This is a genomic window from Lacrimispora amygdalina, from assembly GCF_003432035.1.
Taxonomy (GTDB): Bacteria; Bacillota; Clostridia; order Lachnospirales; family Lachnospiraceae; genus Lacrimispora; species Lacrimispora amygdalina.
Window position 1 is genome coordinate 35,188 of record NZ_QOHO01000052.1, and the last position, 19,116, is coordinate 54,303.

Annotated in this window: 13 protein-coding genes and 1 riboswitch; of the genes, 12 read left to right on the forward strand and 1 reads right to left on the reverse strand. The window is 48.8% G+C overall.

What is annotated here, in order from left to right; genetic code table 11:
• Window positions 1-1,050 carry a hypothetical protein gene (locus DS742_RS16395; protein WP_117418059.1) on the forward strand — a complete coding sequence of 350 codons (1,050 nt, stop codon included), beginning with the start codon at window positions 1-3 and terminating at the stop codon, window positions 1,048-1,050.
• A 186-nt stretch (window positions 1,051-1,236) separates the two neighbouring features.
• Here DS742_RS16395 and DS742_RS16400 read toward each other — a convergent pair whose 3' ends face one another.
• Complete coding sequence (locus tag DS742_RS16400) at window positions 1,237-1,434, reverse strand: ribbon-helix-helix domain-containing protein (RefSeq protein WP_117418060.1); 198 nt, start codon at window positions 1,432-1,434, stop codon at window positions 1,237-1,239.
• 218 nt (window positions 1,435-1,652) lie between these two features.
• On the opposite strand from DS742_RS16400, the gene DS742_RS16405 reads away from it, so the two are divergent.
• The 11 genes from DS742_RS16405 (at window position 1,653) to DS742_RS16455 (ending at window position 19,115) form a co-directional block, all read left to right on the forward strand.
• Window positions 1,653-2,120 carry an SLOG family protein gene (locus DS742_RS16405; RefSeq protein WP_117418061.1) on the forward strand — a complete coding sequence of 156 codons (468 nt, stop codon included), beginning with the start codon at window positions 1,653-1,655 and terminating at the stop codon, window positions 2,118-2,120.
• 142 nt (window positions 2,121-2,262) lie between these two features.
• Window positions 2,263-2,880 carry a recombinase family protein gene (locus tag DS742_RS16410; RefSeq protein WP_117418062.1) on the forward strand — a complete coding sequence of 206 codons (618 nt, stop codon included), beginning with the start codon at window positions 2,263-2,265 and terminating at the stop codon, window positions 2,878-2,880.
• A 389-nt stretch (window positions 2,881-3,269) separates the two neighbouring features.
• Window positions 3,270-5,051 carry a HAMP domain-containing methyl-accepting chemotaxis protein gene (locus tag DS742_RS16415; RefSeq protein WP_170313492.1) on the forward strand — a complete coding sequence of 594 codons (1,782 nt, stop codon included), beginning with the start codon at window positions 3,270-3,272 and terminating at the stop codon, window positions 5,049-5,051.
• 16 nt (window positions 5,052-5,067) lie between these two features.
• A complete protein-coding gene (locus DS742_RS16420) occupies window positions 5,068-5,592 on the forward strand; it encodes a chemotaxis protein CheW (protein ID WP_117418064.1) in 525 nt (174 codons plus the stop codon).
• Between the two features lie 188 nt (window positions 5,593-5,780).
• The gene (locus tag DS742_RS16425) at window positions 5,781-8,378 is read left to right on the forward strand and encodes a PAS domain S-box protein (RefSeq protein ID WP_117418065.1); all 2,598 of its coding nucleotides are present in this window, start codon (window positions 5,781-5,783) and stop codon (window positions 8,376-8,378) included.
• Entirely contained in the window at window positions 8,378-11,986 is a 3,609-nt protein-coding gene (locus DS742_RS16430; protein ID WP_117418066.1) for a diguanylate cyclase, read from the forward strand. Before DS742_RS16425 ends, DS742_RS16430 begins: the two co-directional genes overlap by 1 nt.
• A 93-nt stretch (window positions 11,987-12,079) precedes the next feature.
• The gene (locus DS742_RS16435; RefSeq protein ID WP_170313493.1) at window positions 12,080-12,934 is read left to right on the forward strand and encodes a GGDEF domain-containing protein; all 855 of its coding nucleotides are present in this window, start codon (window positions 12,080-12,082) and stop codon (window positions 12,932-12,934) included.
• Between the two features lie 182 nt (window positions 12,935-13,116).
• A riboswitch (cyclic di-GMP riboswitch) is annotated at window positions 13,117-13,204 on the forward strand.
• 397 nt (window positions 13,205-13,601) lie between these two features.
• Complete coding sequence (locus tag DS742_RS16440; protein ID WP_117418068.1) at window positions 13,602-14,093, forward strand: RNA polymerase sigma factor sigma-70 region 4 domain-containing protein; 492 nt, start codon at window positions 13,602-13,604, stop codon at window positions 14,091-14,093.
• A gap of 510 nt (window positions 14,094-14,603) precedes the next feature.
• Window positions 14,604-16,865: an ATP-dependent DNA helicase gene (locus DS742_RS16445; RefSeq protein ID WP_242996531.1), complete on the forward strand. Its 2,262-nt coding sequence runs from the start codon at window positions 14,604-14,606 to the stop codon at window positions 16,863-16,865.
• Window positions 16,866-17,017: 152 nt separating this feature from the next.
• Complete coding sequence (locus DS742_RS16450) at window positions 17,018-17,275, forward strand: DUF6870 family protein (protein WP_242996532.1); 258 nt, start codon at window positions 17,018-17,020, stop codon at window positions 17,273-17,275.
• 172 nt (window positions 17,276-17,447) lie between these two features.
• Window positions 17,448-19,115, forward strand: a complete 1,668-nt coding sequence (locus DS742_RS16455; RefSeq protein ID WP_117418069.1) for a recombinase family protein — start codon at window positions 17,448-17,450, stop codon at window positions 19,113-19,115.
• Window position 19,116 lies beyond the last annotated feature (1 nt).

Below are 19,116 nucleotides of genomic sequence, written 5' to 3' on the forward strand. Positions count from 1 at the left end.
ATGAAAATTGAAATGGGAGAATCCCTTATTATGTCGTGGCTTCGCCATGTTAAAGAATGCCAAATCGTTCAGACGAACTGGAAGGCATCGGCCAGATGGGAGCTAAAAAACAAAGAGGTCCTTGTCGATCTTTTGAAATGTTCCGATGAACTATTCAAGAGCAAATACGGCTATGACATTTACAAGGGCAACAGCGGCATAGAACAGATACTTGCACAAGCTGAGATAGATGTGCTTGGCTTGTCTTTCGGTGATGAGGAAACACCCATATATGCCGTTGATGTTGCCTTTCACGAAGCGGGGCTTAACTACGGTTCAAAAGACGAAACCATTTCAAGGGTGGTCAAGAAGTGTATTAGGGCGGCAATGTGTATTTATGGGTACTTTGGCTATACAGAAGGCTCTATCATTTTTGCTTCGCCGAAAGTCAATCCCGCCGTTTCTGAGCCGATTTTAGAGAGTATAAACGACATCAGCACCGTGTTTAATAAGGTTGGGCTTTCATACAACACACGAATTATCGCTAATAGTGATTTTAGCGAGAGCATCTTGCAGCCTGTTTTGAACACGATGGGCGAGGTCGCCGATACATCAGAATTGTTCATGCGGAGCTTACAGATGTATAACCTTTTTACCGATAAAAAGCCGAAGTCTGTTGTCGGAAGCTCAAAGGCCGAGCCGAAAAAAATTAGCAAAGAGCTTGAGGCCATAAACTACGAGGGGCTTGATGGGCTGAAAGAAATGAAAATCGGGGTCATCGTTCGGACGGTATTACGCAAGATGTTGGAAGATGGCGCTGTTTCATCAGATGAAGTTGAGCTTATGCAGACAAGGGAATATTCCAAAGAAACCTTTGATATTCAATACCCTCTGCTTATAAAAGCGGATGATACCAATGGCGAAAGCCCCAAAAGATATTACTCTACGCCGGTGGTAGTAAGAGGGGTCCGTTACTTTGTTTGCTCCGAGTGGTTTGAGGTTGCCGCCAATAATGACAGGCCGTATCTGCTGAAATGGCTAACACTTCGTACATATACATCCTCATCATAACGAGAAATGCAATACCGGGGACGCAAAGCCGAGGGTCTAAGGAACTTTATGTGCTATGACAAGGATAATCTGAGGCAATGAGGTATTTCTCCACGCCCGAATTGCATCATTAAGGCTATTTGAGCACAGGGAAAAGCGGCATAACCAGTTGCACAAATTGGTTATACCGCTTTTTGTATCTGCGGTTTATTTCTTTTGTGAGCTGCTGTCAATAAACTCTATATGGTCAAAAGCAAACTTAATCGCCATATTGATCAGCTCGTTGCGGGAGCGCCCGCTTTTTAACGCCATTTCTTCCAGCTTTTGATTGTATTGTGTTTCAATACGAATGGTCATCGTCACAGACCGTTCAGTCTTGGGCGTGACTACAAACTTCTCATTCATCGCATTCACCTCTGGTTACAATTATATTTGCTGTAACCAACGAACATAAGAACACAAATAGCAAACGAAATTAATTGCAATAGATGCGTGTATTGTGTAAACTATACATCAGGCTCAATCATTGGCAGCGACATAATCTTGTACCCATAATAAGCTGCGGACTGCCAATGACGACAGGCGCTTTATACAATTTCAAAATATAGTGAAGAGGTGGTCAGATGAAAGGAGTATGTATTACCGGTCACAGAAATATCCCCAAGGAGAAGATCGACTATGTGAGAGAACAGCTTCGGTGGGAGATCGGACAGGCTATTGAGGACGGATTCACATTGTTTCTTTGCGGTATGGCTGATGGCGCCGACTTGGAATTTGGCGCTATCGTGGCTGAAGAAAAGATGGAGCATCCCCATCTCTTTTTGGAGGCCGCCATCCCCTACGCGAACAGGCTTAAAAGTAAAAACCCGCTGTTTGGGCAAGTGCTTGCCCAGTGCAATGGTATCAAGGTTATTTCAAAAGAGTACAATCCCAATTGCTATTTTGCGAGAAACCGCTATTTAGTGCAGAACAGCCAACGGGTGATTGCGGTATTTGACGGCCGCGAAAGAAGCGGTACTGCGCAGACCATACGCATAGCTTCGGCAGAGAAAAGGGACATACGGATCATAGACATCAGTCTACCACACTAACACCTTTATCAGACAGCATTGGTCTGGCAAAGCCGGGCCTTGAAAAAAAGAAACATAGGCGCATTTCATTTATTTTGAAGGAGCTATTGTCTCTGAGTTAAAATCATATGTGCAAACATGAGATTTTTGGAGGAGCAATAGCATGAATTGTACATACGGATACGTTAGGGTGTCGAGCAAGGATCAAAACGAAGATCGCCAACTGATTGCCATGAGGGAGTTTGGAGTACTGGAGCGGAATATTTTCCGCGACAAGCAATCCGGGAAAGATTTTAACCGGCCGGCTTATCAAAAGCTTTTGAAAAAAATAAGGCCCGGCGATACCTTTGTGATCAAAAGCATCGACAGGCTGGGCAGGGATTATGAAGAAATTATCGAGCATTGGCGGGTGATTTCAAAGGAGCGCGGAGTCGGAATCGTTGTCCTTGATATGCCGCTACTGGACACGCGGAAAAAAGACCGGGATTTGACAGGAACCTTCATTGCCGATTTAGTGCTCCAAATCCTCAGCTATGTCGCTCAAAAAGAGCGTGAGTTTAACCGGCAGCGTCAAGCTGAGGGCATTGCAGCGGCAAAAGCAAAGGGCGTCAAGTTCGGGCGTCCACCCAAGGAGCGCCCCGCCGAATTCTATGGCATATTAAAGGATTGGAGATGCGGCAAGTTATCCGCGCGAAAGGCAGCCAGACAATTGGGGATTGCCCATAAAACTTTTACGAGATGGGCCTCGGAGTGTCCATCAAAACAAACGATACAAGGGTGATGCATGGCCTGACTTGTTGTTAGCGTTCGACAAAATTATAGAAAAAAGCAGGCTTTTCGCCCCGCTGAGAACACCGGCCCTCATACAACGAAAGAGAGAACCTCCTCTCTTTTCCTCCGTGAATTTGTGGAAAATATGCATAGAGCCTGATAAATTCAGTTTAGTTTTATTTTACCATACCAAAATTGGAAGCACAAGAAGAATGGGGCGAAAAGCCTACTTTGGGTGCCAATCTATACGCGGATATAAGAGATATGCACCCACATCCCGGCTCTCAACGCCTCCATTCATGCAGTCCACAGGCTATACCGGAACAGCAATTATTTATGAAAGCAACAGAACCAATGGGGTGGCGAAGCTCCGTTATCAAACATTTGGAGGAAAACAACATGAAAAACCTATCGATTAGCAAAAAACTTATCATTGGATTCGGCGCCATTTTAGTCATGCTCCTGATCACCATCGGAATGTCCATTTATAGCATTAACGGAATTAACGAGCAAATTCATTCTTACGCGCAGTATACATTGCCCAACACCGAGAACATTTGGATGATTCGGCGCAACACGGTATCTGTACAGCGAGATTTGGTCAGCGCTCTGGCTGAGACCGATACGCAGAAAATTGGAAAATGGCTCGACTCTGCCCAGCAGGACTCTGCGGCGCTGTTAAGCGAGCTCGAACAATACGCGGGCAACCAAAGAGATACAAGCCGCGACGCAAACATAGCGACATTGCGGGAGCTGCTTGGCAAGGCGGGAGATGCACGACGGGAAATCGAAAAGCTCTTACAATCTCCCACGGACGCCAATGTGCTCCTTGCAAAAGAAAAGTATGAGGGTACCTATGTTCCTTTTATGGATCAAGCTTCAGAAATTTTAGTCGACTTTACTACAACTGCGGATGCGCGTGCCGCAGCACAGGAGCAGGATGCAGAGGCTGCGGTTCAGCTTGCCTGGATCATCCTCGCATTGTGCGGCGTCGCAGCGGTTGTTCTTTCCGTGGTATTGATGATGATTATCCGAAAGTCCATCCTCACCCCGGTCAATGAAATTGTGGATGCTTATGGCGAAATTGCCAAGGGCAATATGAAAACTGAAATCAGATATGAAAGTCGCGATGAGCTCGGACAGATGGTAACACTCATCCAGAAAACCAATGCGATGCAAAATAAAATTGTCGAGGACGTCATCGATAAGTTTACCAAGATATCTCACGGAGATTTGAGGCTTCGGGTGGATTTAGAATACCCCGGAGATTTTGCGATCCTTAAGCAGACGATTGAGGACACGGTTTCCACGCTTAACGGTACGATGCTGAACATCAACACGGCCGCCGAACAGGTGGCGACGGGCTCCGATCAAGTATCCAGCGGAGCGCAGGCGCTTGCGTCAGGCTCCACCGAGCAGGCGGCCTCTGTGGAGGAGCTGGCCGCTTCCGTGGAAAGAATCGCGGAGCAGGCGGAGGAAAATTCATCGGCGGTCATGGCTGCGGCCAGGTCCGTGCAACAGGCAGGCGCGGGTGTAAACGCCGGAAACGAGCATATGGAGCAGCTCTCGCAGGCCATGACGGACATCAGCTCCGCCTCCAACCAGATTGCCAACATTACAAAGGTAATTGAGGATATCGCCTTCCAGACTAATATTCTTGCCCTGAACGCTGCGATTGAAGCGGCCCGTGCCGGAAATGCCGGAAAAGGCTTTGCCGTTGTAGCCGACGAGGTTCGCAGCCTTGCCGCAAAATCAGCGGAAGCCGCTAAGCAGACGGGCGCGCTGATCCAGACCTCCGTTTCCACGGTAGCAAGGGGGATGGAGATCAGCGGCCAGACAGCGCAGATTCTCCGGGATGTGGGCACGAGCGCAGGCGAAGTAACGGTCAGCTTCGGAAAGATCGAGCAGTCTATCGCGGAGCAGACGATAGCAATCGAACAGATCAAGGACGGTCTGTCCCAAATCTCCGCCGTGGTGCAGACCAATGCTGCCACCGCAGAAGAAAACTCCGCTACCAGTGAGGAAATGTCCGCTCAGGCCGCAACGCTGCGCCAGGAGGTGGGCAGGTTCAGGCTGAACGAGGGCAAGGGTTACGGCAAAGGCTACATTCCCGCGCTTCCCGATCAAAAGGAAAGTTCGGAGATTTTACTGTCTGCCGGCATGTCACTGGGAAAATATTGATCGGAGGAAATTGAAGATGAACAGTTCAGCATTACCTGATCTTTCGGATATGCAGGATGCCGGGATGGAACAGCGGTATCTTACCTTTTGGTCCAACAATCAGTTGTTTGGCACGCCCATAGCGGATATTGTTCAAATCGTGGGGATTCAGGAGATCACTCCGCTCCCGGACTTCCCAGCCTATGTAAAAGGGATTATCAGTCTGCGGGGGGACGTTCTGCCCATCCTTAATATGCGCCTTCGCATGGGAAATCCAGAAACGCCCTATACGGAGCGTTCCTGCATCATTATTGCAAATATTCAGAATACCCTGTTCGGTTTTATTGCGGACGAGGTGGATGAAGTTCTGGATATTCCGCAGGAGCAGATATCTTCTCCGCCGCGGCTTTCCGACAATGTGTCCAACGCTTATCTGTCTGGAATTGGCCGGCTGGAAAAAGGCGAAGGCAAAAAAGAAAGAGTTGCTCTGATTTTGGATTTGTCCAAGCTTCTGAACGAGAGTGAATTTTCGGCCTTAGCGCAGGCGGTGCAGCCGGAATAATGGCAAGGCAAGATCACGCATCCGAGAAACTGTAAAAGCGGCGTCCGATTTTCCTCCGGGGATTCTGTAAATCACAATTGTTTCGGCTGTATTTTCTGCAACTGCGCTTGAAAATACAGCCGATTCTAATAGAACCGGTTTTTGCGAAGTCAGGCGTGGCGAAGCAAAATAGAAAGGGAGGTAACACGATGAACCATCACATTCAGAATACGCTGGATATCCTGCCCTACGGCATCGGATATCTAAGGCTGCTTGTAGGCAGCAAGGGTGAAGCCGTAGATTATGTGCCCCTCGCCGTCAATTCTGCCTTTGAAACGCTGACAGGCTGGCAGGGTGCGAATATATTGGGGGAAAGAGACTCTGAGACCCCCGGTATCGTAAGCTTCGGGCCGTACTGGCTTACCTATTTTGAATGCGCGATCCGCTCGGGACAAGCGCAGGAAACGACCCAATGGATTGAGGATATCAAGCGATACCTGAAGATTACGGTTATTCCGGATCAAGAATTGACGTTTACACTGATTCTTCGCGAAGCCTCCGACGAAACAACGCAGCCCGGCCGAGAGGATTACGAAGACCCGCTTCCGGAGGACATGAGCATTCTTTTTGATAAAACCCATGACGCAATTAGTTTGGTTGAATACCACAATGGCGGATTCCGTTTTATCCGAAACAATGCCTTACATCAGCGCTTAACTGGCGTCAGTAACATTCACGGCGTGACGCCCGTCCAACTGGCGGGCGAGGAGGTGGGCGCAAAGCTTGAAACGTATTACGAACAGTGTCTGCGTACCAGCCGTCCAGTCAGCTATGAGCAGAGCTTCCAATTTGAGCCGGGACATCGGGTGTGGCAGACAGAGGTCACACCGGTCTTTTCCGGTGGCACCATACGCTATCTTTTATGCTCCAGCAAGGATGTGTCGGAGCTTAAAAAGGTTCAGGGCGAAAAGGAAGTGCTGGCTCAGCGTCTGAACGCAATGTTTGATCGGCACACCGCTATCATGCTGATTGTAGAACCATTCAGTGGTAAAATCCTTGACGCCAATCCTGCCGCCTGTGAATTTTACGGGTATTCCAAGGAGGAATTTGGGGCTCTGTTGGTCAACGATATCAACACGCTGCCTCCGGAAGAAGTAAAGAAGAACCGTATGATGACATATGAGGGAAAGCGACGGTTCTTTACCTTACCGCACCGTTTGAAAAACGGGGATACCCGATTGGTTGATATTTGCTCCTGCCCGATTTCCGATGGAGAGAACACCTTGCTCTATTCCATTATTTTTGACGTCACGGATCGGGAGATTTACCGGGAAGAACTGTATACGGAAAAGGAGATGCTGCGCACAACGCTGCGCTCCATCGGCGACGGCGTGGTGACTACGGACAATTTCGGCGTAATCGGCAGTCTGAACGATGTTGCTCAGGAGATGACGGGGTGGACCAATGACGAGGCAAAAGGCAAGCTGTTTACGGAGGTCTTCTGCCTGCTCAACGAAGAAACCGGCGCGCCCGTGGAAAACCCCATACGGAAGGTGCTGGATACGGGCCGTATCGTGGGGCTTGCCAATCATACGGTGCTGGCAAACCGTCACGGCCAGTACATCCCCATTGCGGACAGTGCTGCGCCCATTCAAACAGAAAATGGAGAAACATTCGGCGTGGTCATGGTTTTCCGCGATGTAAGCGTTATAAAAGAACATAGCAGACAGATTGAGTTTCTAAGTGATCACGATCCCTTAACGGGGCTTTTTAACAGACGCTACGTAGAAAAAATCATGGACGGTCTGGATGTTGCGGAAAATCTGCCGATCTCCGTCATCATAGGCGATGTGAACGGCCTCAAGATCACAAACGACGTTTTTGGGCCAAGAGCCGGCGATACCCTGCTACAAAATGTGACGAGTCTGCTCAAAGAAACTTGCAATTCGGACGATCTGATTGCTCGCTGGGGTGGTGATGAATTTGTTGTGTTCATGCTGCGGACAAGCCTGAAGGATGCGGAAGAAGTGGTGCATCAAATTATGGATACCCGTATCCCTATCAATGGGAGCGGTTTGCTTCTGAGCATGTCGCTTGGGTGCGCCAGTAAGGAGGGCCTGGATATCGGCATCGAGGACGTTATGCGCGAGGCGGAAGAATCCATGTACCATAAGAAGCTGCTGAACGGCCAGAGCTATCGAAATGCCGTCATCAATACCCTGCTTGCGACACTTTACGAAAAGAGCAATGAGACCGAGGAGCACTCCAACAGAATGGAAAGACATTGCCATTCCATCGGGCGTGCGCTGCGGCTCTCGTCGAAAGAAATGGCCGAGCTGTCTTTGCTTGCGCTCCTGCACGATATTGGAAAGGTTGGTATTCACCTTGATATTCTACGAAAGCCCGGACCGCTTACGAGCGTGGAATGGGAGGAAATGAAACGGCACCCTGAAATCGGCTGCCGAATCGCCCAGGCGACGCCTGAGCTTTCTTCCGTAGCAGACCTCATTTTGGCCCACCATGAACGGTGGGACGGGACAGGCTATCCGTATGGGCTAAAAGAGGAAGAAATCCCCCTCGCCTGCCGAATTCTGGCCGTTACAGACGCGTATGACGCCATGACAAACGATAGGACGTATAGGGCGGCAAAAAGCCGTGAAGACGCCATTTCTGAGCTGCTTGACAACGCAGGATCACAGTTTGATCCCGAAATCACGACACTCTTTATTGATATTTTGCATGCGGAACAGGAAACAGACCCATATATAGAACTTGAAGATGCGCAAGAGGTAAGGAGGGATCACTGATGCGAAAAAGGCTTTTCGCCCTTGCTAAAACGGCAAAATCCCCAAGGGATACCTCAATGCGTAAACGCTTTACAATACCCTCCGTGCTTCAATTGCTGATCACCATTGGCCTCATCGGATTCTTTCTGATCCAGGCGGGTATGAATAGCTCCCAATTGATTTTGAAGGAATTACAGCAGCAGATGATGCGGCAGGTCAACGACCAGCTCTCCGGGCATATGCATACGGCGATGCACTTAAATCAGATGCACGCCGATCTGATGCAATGTGGGCTTCTGGATCTGGAATCCACAGTCCAGCGTGAACGGTATTTTTCGAGTCACATCAAATCCTATCCGGATGTGGCAATGACCTTCATCGGTCAGCCGGATGGGTCATTTTATGGCGCGCGCCGTACTATGGACGGTGAAATACAGGTTGTACGCAACGACAGCACAACACAGGGGGCTTCCCGGTATTATCGGATCACAAGCTCGGGGGAAGGCGTGGCGCTGGCTGATGAGTTCCCCAACTTTGACCCGCGCACGCGCCCCTGGTATACCCAGGCCGTGGAGACGGGAAAGCCTGTTTTCAGCAGTGTATACAGCCATTTTGTTTTCCGCGAGCCAACCATTTCGGCCAGTCATCCGGTTTATGATCAAAATGGTCGGTTGATTGGCGTTTTTGGCGTCGACTACCTTTTGTCCTGGCTTGGAGAGACTTTGGGCAGCTTACCCATCGGCGATTCCGGGCAGGTGTTTGTGACCGACAATATGGGCATGCTCATCGCCACCTCTTTTGACGGCCCCGCCTATCGAATGTCGGAGGGGGGTTCCCAGCTAATTCCGGCCAAGGACAGCGACAGCACGCTGATACAGGCCGCATTGGATTTGCGGGAAGAAGAATATGAAAAAAGCCTGCCGGGGTTCACTGTTGCCGGGGAGAAATATTTTGTCGGACGCTCAACTTTTCAAGAGCGTGGCGTTAACTGGAATATTTATGTCGTTTCGGCGGAAAACGATTTTCTCGGCGGAGTGAAGCAGTCGGTGGTACATACCGTAATCATCTTGGCGGTTTCGCTGCTCATCTCTGTTTTTCTGATGTCCTGGATTGGCCGGCGGGTGACACGGCCCCTTGTTACATTAAGCAAAGCCGCCGATGAACTGGCCGGAGGAAATCTGACTCCTATCCCCGATAGCGGCCGAAGGGATGAGATCGGCGCGCTGACACGGGCTTTTAACGACATGGGATTGCGGTTGACCAATATGGTCACCCATTTGGAGGATGAGGTGGCAACGCGGACGCAGGAGCTGAAAGAACGCAACGAGGAATTGGGACAGCTCAATGAGTTGCGAGAAACTTTTTTTGACGCGGACACCAGCTATGTATTCCTCAAGGACGAGAATCTAAAATACGTATTTGTCAACAAGGCCATGAAGGAATTTATGCAGCTCCCCTACGACGCCATCATCGGCCACGACGATTTTGCACTGGTGGAGAGGGAGTTTGCGGAAATATGCACAGGGTCGGATCGTGACGCGCTTGAGCAGTGCAGGCTCATCATCAGCACGACCGCGTGGAACAACCGCTTTTTCAGAACCACAAAGTTTCCCGTGCGTATGCCGAACGGTGTCTTTGGTGTGGGCGCCTACATCAGCGACATCACGGAAGAATATAAAAATCAGCAAATCCGGGAACGGATGCTCAAAGGAAACGAACTGCTGCTGGATGTACTTGGCCGCAGCTTTGGCAGCACACAGGAGCAGCTTGATTATGCGCTGCATGGGCTTTTAGAGCTGTCGCAAAGTCAGTACGGCTACATCTATTTTTATGATGAGAAAAAAGAGGAATTTACCCTGAATTCATGGACACAAGGCGTTATGGCGGAATGCGCAGTGCAGGGAGAGCCTAAGATATATCAGCTTGCGCATACAGGCATTTGGGGCGAAGTGGTCAGACAGCGCAAACCCATTATCGTCAATGATTTTAATACGCCGAATCCGCTGAAGAAAGGATATCCCGAAGGGCATGTGGCGCTGAAAAGGTTCATGTCAGTTCCCGTTTTTATTGACGATCAGATCGTTGCGGTTGTTGGTTTCGGTAACAAGCAGACGGATTACAACGATACGGATGTGTATGAAATGACCATGCTCATGAGCGGCGTATGGAACGCGGTGCAACGCCGGGAATCGTTGGAGACGCTTGCCTATGAGCGAGGTAAATACTTTCAGACGCTTCTATCCATTGGTGATGGCGTTATTGTGATTGACAGGAACAGAAATATTGAAATGCTCAACGAAGTGGCATGTGACCTGACCGGCTGGCGGCCCGAGGAAGCCGCGGGCGTCGATTACAAGAAAGTCTTTGTTTTATCTTATGAGCAGGAAGGCTTTACCGTCGATGACCCAATTGAGAAGGTGTTCTTAACAGGTGAAACCCAGGAACTGGGGAACCATGCAATTCTGACCTCTAAAAACGGCATGCAATTCCATTTGGAGGACAGCGCCGCTCCAATTATGGATAACAAAGGTACCCTTGCCGGTGTTGTGCTGGTTTTTAGGGATGTCACCGAGAAAAAGGAGCAGCGAAAGAAAATTGAATATATCAGCTTCCACGACTCGCTGACAGGGCTGTACAACAGGCGGTTTTTTGAGGATGAACTGCGCCGTATTGACACAGAGCGCAATCTTCCGATTTCGATCCTGATGGGTGACGTCAACAGCTTAAAGCTGACAAACGATATCTTTGGGCACGCGTTCGGCGACATGCTGCTGGAACGGATTGCCGAGGTGATGCGGAGCGTTTGCCGCGCGGATGATATCATTGCGCGCTGGGGCGGAGACGAATTCGTGCTGCTGCTGCCGAAAACAAGTCCTGAAGAAGCTGAGAGGATTGCTGAGCGGATCAAACAAGAGGTTTCCACCCAACAAATCCGTGCAGTGAAAGGCAGTATTTCCCTTGGGCACGATGCAAAAATTGATCCTTCCGACGACATCACGCAGGTGCTGAGCAGCGCAGAAGCCAAAATGTACACAATCAAAGCGCTGGAACGCGACGAAACGCTCAGTCAGGAGCTGGACACCTTGATCTCCACGCTTTTTGAAAAAAGCGAATACGAAAAAGAGCACGCCGCGCGGGTGAGCAGCCTGTGTCAAAGGCTTGGCAGGGCACTGCGTTTGCCCGAATCTGATATTCAAATGGTCACGGAGTCCGGGCGATTGCATGATATTGGAAAGATCGTACTGGACCCCGCCCTGTTGAAAAAAGGTTATCAACTGAATCCGGAAGAATGGCATGAGATGAACCAACACCCGATCATAGGCTACCGAATACTCAATTCCTTTCATGACACGCTGAAATTGGCGGAAGTGGTTCTCTCACATCACGAGAATTGGGATGGCTCCGGCTACCCCAAAGGGCTCAAAGAGGAAAGTATCCCGCTGCTGGTCCGTATCATATCGGTTGCGGAAAGCTATGATCGAATGGTGCATACACCTGACGGCCCCCGGATTAAAAGCTCCGCGGAAGCGATACAGGAGCTCCAGCGTTGTGCGGGAGCGCAATTTGATCCGGATATCGTTGCTGCGTTCGTAAATTGCGTTGGAGCTGATGGCAACCCGAATTGTTAGAAGATATTGGAGGTGAAGTTTTCCGATGGTACAATATATAACCCTTCCGAACATCCGCGACATATGGAAAGATCAGATGAATGGAGCGATTGTATGAGTTCAGCAAATCAAAAATTGATTTTCAGGTTGCTCTGTGTTCCCTTAATGATGTTATTTATCTTTATTGTAAATATATTACGCATACCAAACCCCATGATGATTCTGGTGATCCCCGTGGTCTACTATACCTATTCCGACGGCTATGTAAGCGGCATACTAAGCGGGACAACGGCAACCATCTACGCGTCGTATTTCTTTCTGGTTGAAACGCATGATCCGGCCGGTATGGTAAAAATGGCGACGATTGTTTTGAACGTCTTCACGGTGATATTGCTGATCGGAAAGCTGAAGGCGAGGGATAAAAAGAATATGGGCGAATTATTGCGCCTGAACGATTCACTGGTTCTGGCCGCCACAACGGATAAGCTGACGGGAGCCACGAATCGTCAAGCCTTTTTAGAAGCGGCGCAAGCTGTATTTGAAAACAATACTCGCCTTCAAAACCCTGTATCCGTACTTTTTATTGATGTGGATCATTTCAAGCAGGTAAACGATATTTACGGGCACGCATTCGGAGACAGCGTCTTAACCCGGATTTCAGAAATAATCGCTCGTTGTCTTCGAAACAGTGATTTAAGCTGCAGATACGGAGGGGATGAATTTATTGCTTTGCTGTTCCACACCGATTGCAGCATTACCCAAATTGCTGCGAATCGGATTATGAGCGAAGTGCAGCAGGCACAATTTGATATGCATCCTGATTTCCGTTTATCCGTAAGTATCGGAATTTCTTCCGGCATTCCAACAACCACGCAGGATTTGGACGATTTGATTAATAGCGCAGACGAGAATATGTATCAAGCAAAACAGAAAGGACGCAACCAAATCGTTCAAAACCAAATAAACTAACCGTAAACACTGGTGTTTAGCAAAATGAGATTACATGCTATGGATTATTGCCGGGGAAGTTGCAAGATTACTGCAATTTCGAGAGATTATGGATAAAATTCCTCCGAAAGCGATATTGAAACTGCGGCTATTTGGACGATGCAATCCAAGTACCAGAGAAACAAGCAGAAACAACAAATCAATAAAGCTATGGGCAAACCTGTCTAAAGGCAGGGACGCAAAGCCGAGGGTCTAAGGCACTTAATGTGCTATGATAGTCTGGCTGCTAAAAGTCAAGCGAAGCCCGCCCTCTTACTTTGGAAGGTAGGCTTTTGCGGCTTTTAACGGATGTTTTGGACTTCGTGATACCGGCTTTCGCTATGGCTATGGCGAGAGAGGTATCCATATGAAGATATTCAGGTGTTATCCCTTTTCGGGGTGTAAATAGAGACAGAACAACCTATAAATACTCCAGTTCAAACCTACAATTTAATCATGTAAACCTAAAAAAGTTAGCATTTTGCCAAGGGCGAAGTGCTGACTTATTTTTTTCGACAAATTTCCTTTTTGTTTTACAAATAATCCCATTCTATCGGTTTTGGTGTAACCTTTCTGGCAAACCATGTTGCCGTTCCCCACCCTCCGATCTGTTTTCGCATTTTCGCAAAACAGATCGGAGGAAAGGAACATGAAAAATTATAAAGACAGTGATTATGCCCTGAATAAATTCAGCGAAGGCATTGTTTACCGTTTCGCAGACCGCATTATAGAAATCACACTGGAGGACTACCTTGCGGAGAACCCCGGCAGGACGGCACAGGACTTTTTGGAGCTGAAAGCCTTGTCGGATGAAATCTACCATGAGCAAGTCACACATGAAAATCGGACAAGCCGTTTGGATGTGAGCATCAATGGGCTGGAGGAAACAGAGCAGCTTTCCGTGCCAGCCCTTGACTTGGACTTGATACATAAAAGCGATACCAGAAAAGCCAAGGAAGCCGCAAGGCGGTTGCTGGACAGTGGGAAATTGACAGAAATCCAGCGACGTAGGTTTATCCTGCACTTCTTCCAAGGTTTGTCTACCCGGCAAATTGCAAGGCTGGAGTCTGTTAAGCAACATTCAGTCTGGATGAGCTTGCAGTGGTCGGCAAAAAAGTTAAAAAAATTTTTTGATGAATGATGTGTCACCCCCCCTGTTTTTTTGACATTGGGTGAAAGGATTCCAATTTCCTTTCGCCTGAACATTGAAAACAGAATACGGGTGTGATGGGTACATCACCGGCAGGGGGAGCGACACGCTGGGACACGCCAAGACGGGGGCAATGCCCTCCGAGCGATTATGTCTGCGGCAGTTACGCCCCGTGGTGGGACGGATTGCGACGATCCCTGCCGGTTATCATGGTACTTCTGCTTTGAACGCCTCACCGCATTGAGCAGCCCGGTAGACGGCCGGGAAAACGCATCACCCTCGTTTGAGATAGAATGAGGGGCGGCTTTTATGGAGTCCGGCAACACCAGCCGGATCGCTTGTCACACCTTTGCTTTTCTATAAAAATCTATCGTGTTCTATTGGAGCGATAGAAACCATGCGGCGGAACAGGTCTTTTCAGTCAGCAGACTTTCAAAACGGTTCCTGATTCCGCCGCATTCTTGTGTCGCTCCTTTAGGCAAGCAAAGGAGGCAAAATATTATGGAACAACCTATCTATATGGCAGATATTCAAAATATGATTTATGAAGCAGGCTTGATCCGGCAAGAGGAACGCATTGTGCTGACCGCCGAAAACTGCGTACTTTTGGAATACTACACCGGAAAAACATACAGCTACCGCATGGTGGAGCTTTCGACCTTAAAGGCAAAGCGGCTTTTTTCCAAAGCGGCGCCGCTGAATGAAAGCGGCTATCAAAAAGCGATGGACAAAATGCTTTCACAGGCAGTATCGGAACCGGAAAGCACCTTTTCCATCAAGCCTGTCGTGAGAGCAAGAAATCTGCTGGAACACATTTTTTCAAACATTCTGCCGGAACATGGCATGGACTTGAGAGAAAATCAGGCGGCTCTTGCGCTGGAAATGCTGGAGTCCTTGCAGGGAAACCGGCTGGCGCTCTGTGAGGCCGAGGTGGGTACGGGAAAAACCCATGCCTACATCCTGGCCGTAACGGTCCATAACCTGTTCAGCAACAATAAGCTGCCGACCATTATCTCTACTTCCACCATTGCGCTGCAAAAGGCATTGACGGAGGAATACATCCCTCAGATTTCCGATATTCTGATGGAACACCGTATCATTGACAAGCCCCTGTCTTTTGTGGTTCGCAAGGGGAAATCCCATTATGCCTGCGACAGCCGGGTAAAGGGGTATCGTTCCTCTATCGCACACAATGACCGCCATGAGGACGAGGAACTGCTTTCTGTCCTGACCGGACTTTTCACCGGAGCCTGCCCCCTTGATTTGGATAAGCTACCTTTAACGGACTATGTGAAATCCTGCATCAATGTGGAGCACTGCCATCTGAACTGCCCGCTGTCCTCGGTCTGCCGATACCGTGACTTTATCCGAAAGGCACAGTCCCTTGGATATGATTTTCAGATTGCCAACCACAACCTTGTGCTGGCGGATGTCCTTGGCAGGAAGAATGGGAGAAGATCCTTGTTCCCTCCCCGTGGCGTGGTGATTTTTGACGAGGCTCACAAGCTCCTTGACGCCGCAAGGCAGATGTACGGTATGACAATGGAAAACGTGGAGATGGAACGGCTGGTGGCAAGCATTTACCATGCCATAGGTTCAGGCAATCCCGATAAGGCCGAGATCGTCAGACTGTGTGAAACCATGCAGGAACAAAATGCCCTGCTCTTTGAAGCCCTGCGGTATGCCGCAGGCACAAGCTATGATAAAAACTGCTATGCCGTACAGATTGACTTAAACTGCATACGGGCTTTGAAAACGCTGATGGCTGTGCTGCGCAGGCTGTCGGTGCTTTTTTATACGACCGCCCGTGAGAAAAGGGATCGGTATGACCGATTGGTGAATCGCATGGAGCAGCAGGAAACCAAGCTATCCATCCTGTTTCATCATGCCAATTCTATTCTTTGGCTGGAAATGACCGGGGCAACGGCCTGCCGGGTCTGCGCCCTGCCAAAGCAGCTTGATTTTCTATTGTCGGAGGATATTTGGCAGGAAGAAATTCCGTATATCCTTACCTCCGGTACACTCTCTGTGGGGGGCGACTTTTCGCATTTTAAGCGAAATAACGGAATTATACTGGCAGAGAAACGCCGTATCTTTGAAACCAGCAAGGCTTCTCCCTTTGATTATCCGAACCATGCCCTGTTGTATCTTCCGCAGGATATGCCATTGCCTTCAGACAAAGACAGCGGTTATTTTCAGGCGGTGGTCAGTCGGCTGGTGGAACTGATTGAAGTGACCCATGGGCATACCCTCATTCTGTTTACGTCCTACCGCATGATGGAGCAGGCGTATGACGAGCTGTGCGGACGAATTACTTCATTTCCCATGTTCCGCATGGGCAAAGGCCGTCTGGACGCCCTCGACGCTTTCCGTAAAAGCGGAAACGGCATCCTCTGTGCCAGCGATAGCGCGGGAGAGGGCATTGATCTTGCCGGGGATATTTTATCATCCCTCATTGTGGTAAGGCTCCCGTTTCCGGCTCCCGATCCGGTGCTGGAATATGAAAAGACCCTGTATCCTGACTTCTACGGCTATCTGAACGAGGTCATCGTGCCGGGTATGCTCATCAAGCTGCGCCAGTGGTTTGGCCGGGGCATTCGCAGAGAAACGGATACCTGTGTTTTTTCTATCCTCGACAGTCGGGCAAGCAGACGCTACCGGAACGATATACTGGCGGCATTGCCTGATATGCCGGTTACGCACCAGCTTTCTGATGTGAACCGCTTTATTGCGGCCAAGAAGTCGGGCGCCTACTTTGAATGAGTGGGTGCCCGTCTTTTCTCCAAGAAAAAGGACGGAGCCTATTCATTGCTTTTTTCCCTCGGCTGTCACCTGACAAGCTGGCCCGGAATACACTGTATCAGGGCGGTAAGGCAGGGAGCCTTATCGCCCTGCGCCCCGAAAGGAGTGATTGGGTGGACTCATTACCAAACATAGACTTTGAAGCTATGAAAAATATAGACATCCGAACAGTCAACCCGGATACTCTGGTTGACATTAACGATACAAAGGTCAATGCGAAATTGCCCATAGAGGAACGGATACTGGACTTTATCCAGCAGATTAAAAATCCATACTGCTACAAGTGTGGAAAAGTAGTAGTCAAAATCAGCTTTAATGATAGTGGCGCCACGCTGGAGGATAGGATGGAAAGTTTTTTGAGGATGATGTGATATGGGTGGTTTGCTTCGGGCGGAGCCTGACCGTGTGGGTTCGGATATATGGCAATATTGTCTGGACGCATCCTGAAAGGGGTGCTATAATTATACATGGACTAATATTAGCGGACGCCCATTGATTAGGTCAGGTTTTGCTTCTTGACTTTTTCAATCGGGAGGTTTCGTTATGCCATTAAATAAGGATACAATCATATACAATGCCGTGGACTATTTGCGCCTGTCAAAAGAAGATGGCGATAAAGTAGAAAGCGACAGCATTGCCAATCAAAGAGATTTAATAACCAATTTTGTGAAGTCAATGCCCGAAATCCGCCTCTGTTCGGAAAGAATAGATGACGGATTTAGTGGTGTTGACTTTAATCGTCCTGCGTTCAATTTGATGATGGAGGATGTAAGAGCCGGACGGATCAACTGCATCATCGTCAAAGACCTGTCCCGTTTCGGCAGAAACTACATCGAAGCAGGGCGATACATTGAACGGATTTTTCCGTTTTTAGGTGTGCGTTTCATTGCCATCAACGACGGTTACGACAGCGCAAAGGAAAAATCTCCGTCAGACGATATTATCATTCCTTTTAAGAACCTCGTCAACGATGCGTATTGCAGGGACATCTCCGTTAAAATCAGGAGCCAGCTTGATGTAAAGCGCAAGAACGGCGAGTTTATCGGTTCCTTTGCCGTTTACGGCTACATGAAATCAACAGAGAACAAAAACCAACTGGTGGTAGACCCCTATGCCGCAAAGATTGTACGGGATATTTTTGCATGGAAGCTGGATGGACTCAGCCAGCAAGGGATAGCTGACAGGCTGAATGAGATCAGCGAGCCGTCCCCCATGGAATACAAGCGCTTTTCAGGGCTTAACTTTGCCACCAGCTTTCAGGTAAACCCCAAGGCAAAGTGGACTGCTGTGGCGGTTGGCCGCATCTTGAAAAACCCTATCTATGCAGGGCATCTTGTGCAGGGTAAGGAAAGTACGCCAAACTACAAGATTAAACAGCGGATTATGAAACCGGAGGATAAATGGGTTCGGGTGGAAAATACCCATGAGCCTATTATCCCCCAAGAAATTTTTGACACAGTAAACCGTGTGCTGGCGCAGGACACCCGTATCGCTCCAGACGGAGAAGCTGTCTATCCGTTTTCTGGCTTGCTTTTTTGTGCTGACTGCAAAAGCGGTATGGTGCGAAAGATTGTACCCGCAGGCGGGAAAAAGTATGCCTATTATTATTGTTCAAAGAATAAGGCCGGGGACGGCTGCACTACCCACTGCATCAGTGAAAAAGTGCTGGAAAAGGCAGTCCTGCAAGCCCTTCAAAATCATATCGCTTCTATTCTTGACATTGAACGGATTCTCTCGTTTATCGACACCCTTCCTATGCAGCAGGAGGAAGTCCGAAAAATTGATACCCAACTGCTGATGAAACAGGAGGAAATCGAAAAGTATAAAAACCTCAAAGTGTCAATCTATGAGGACTTGAAAAGCGGTGTCATTGATGCAGATGAGTACAGGGAATTCAAAGAAATCTATGGAAAGAAGTGTGAAGAAGCAGAGAAAGCCGCCGCACGGCTGAAACAGGATATTACTCTGATCCTTGCGGGTAAGGGAGCAAACAGCGTTTGGATTGAAGCATTTAAGAAGAATCGCAACATCACCGAGCTGTCCCGAAAGGTAGTTGTTTCCCTGATTGAGTGGGTCAATATCTATTCTGGCAGCCGAGTGGAAATCCGGTTCCGGTATCAGTATGAATATGAAAGAGCTTTGTTCTTTGCCGAGAACGCAAAAGACCTGATTGCAACAGCTTCACCGGCTCCCATTAAGGGGGTGGTGTGAG

Excerpts from the sequence above, each read along its gene's own strand:
- DS742_RS16395 (WP_117418059.1), top strand. The coding sequence starts at position 1 with ATGAAAATTGAAATGGGAGAATCCCTTATTATGTCGTGGCTTCGCCAT.
- DS742_RS16400 (WP_117418060.1), bottom strand. The coding sequence starts at position 1,434 with ATGAATGAGAAGTTTGTAGTCACGCCCAAGACTGAACGGTCTGTGACG.
- DS742_RS16405 (WP_117418061.1), top strand. The coding sequence starts at position 1,653 with ATGAAAGGAGTATGTATTACCGGTCACAGAAATATCCCCAAGGAGAAG.
- DS742_RS16410 (WP_117418062.1), top strand. The coding sequence starts at position 2,263 with ATGAATTGTACATACGGATACGTTAGGGTGTCGAGCAAGGATCAAAAC.
- DS742_RS16415 (WP_170313492.1), top strand. The coding sequence starts at position 3,270 with ATGAAAAACCTATCGATTAGCAAAAAACTTATCATTGGATTCGGCGCC.
- DS742_RS16420 (WP_117418064.1), top strand. The coding sequence starts at position 5,068 with ATGAACAGTTCAGCATTACCTGATCTTTCGGATATGCAGGATGCCGGG.
- DS742_RS16425 (WP_117418065.1), top strand. The coding sequence starts at position 5,781 with ATGAACCATCACATTCAGAATACGCTGGATATCCTGCCCTACGGCATC.
- DS742_RS16430 (WP_117418066.1), top strand. The coding sequence starts at position 8,378 with ATGCGAAAAAGGCTTTTCGCCCTTGCTAAAACGGCAAAATCCCCAAGG.
- DS742_RS16435 (WP_170313493.1), top strand. The coding sequence starts at position 12,080 with ATGAGTTCAGCAAATCAAAAATTGATTTTCAGGTTGCTCTGTGTTCCC.
- DS742_RS16440 (WP_117418068.1), top strand. The coding sequence starts at position 13,602 with ATGAAAAATTATAAAGACAGTGATTATGCCCTGAATAAATTCAGCGAA.
- DS742_RS16445 (WP_242996531.1), top strand. The coding sequence starts at position 14,604 with ATGGAACAACCTATCTATATGGCAGATATTCAAAATATGATTTATGAA.
- DS742_RS16455 (WP_117418069.1), top strand. The coding sequence starts at position 17,448 with ATGCCATTAAATAAGGATACAATCATATACAATGCCGTGGACTATTTG.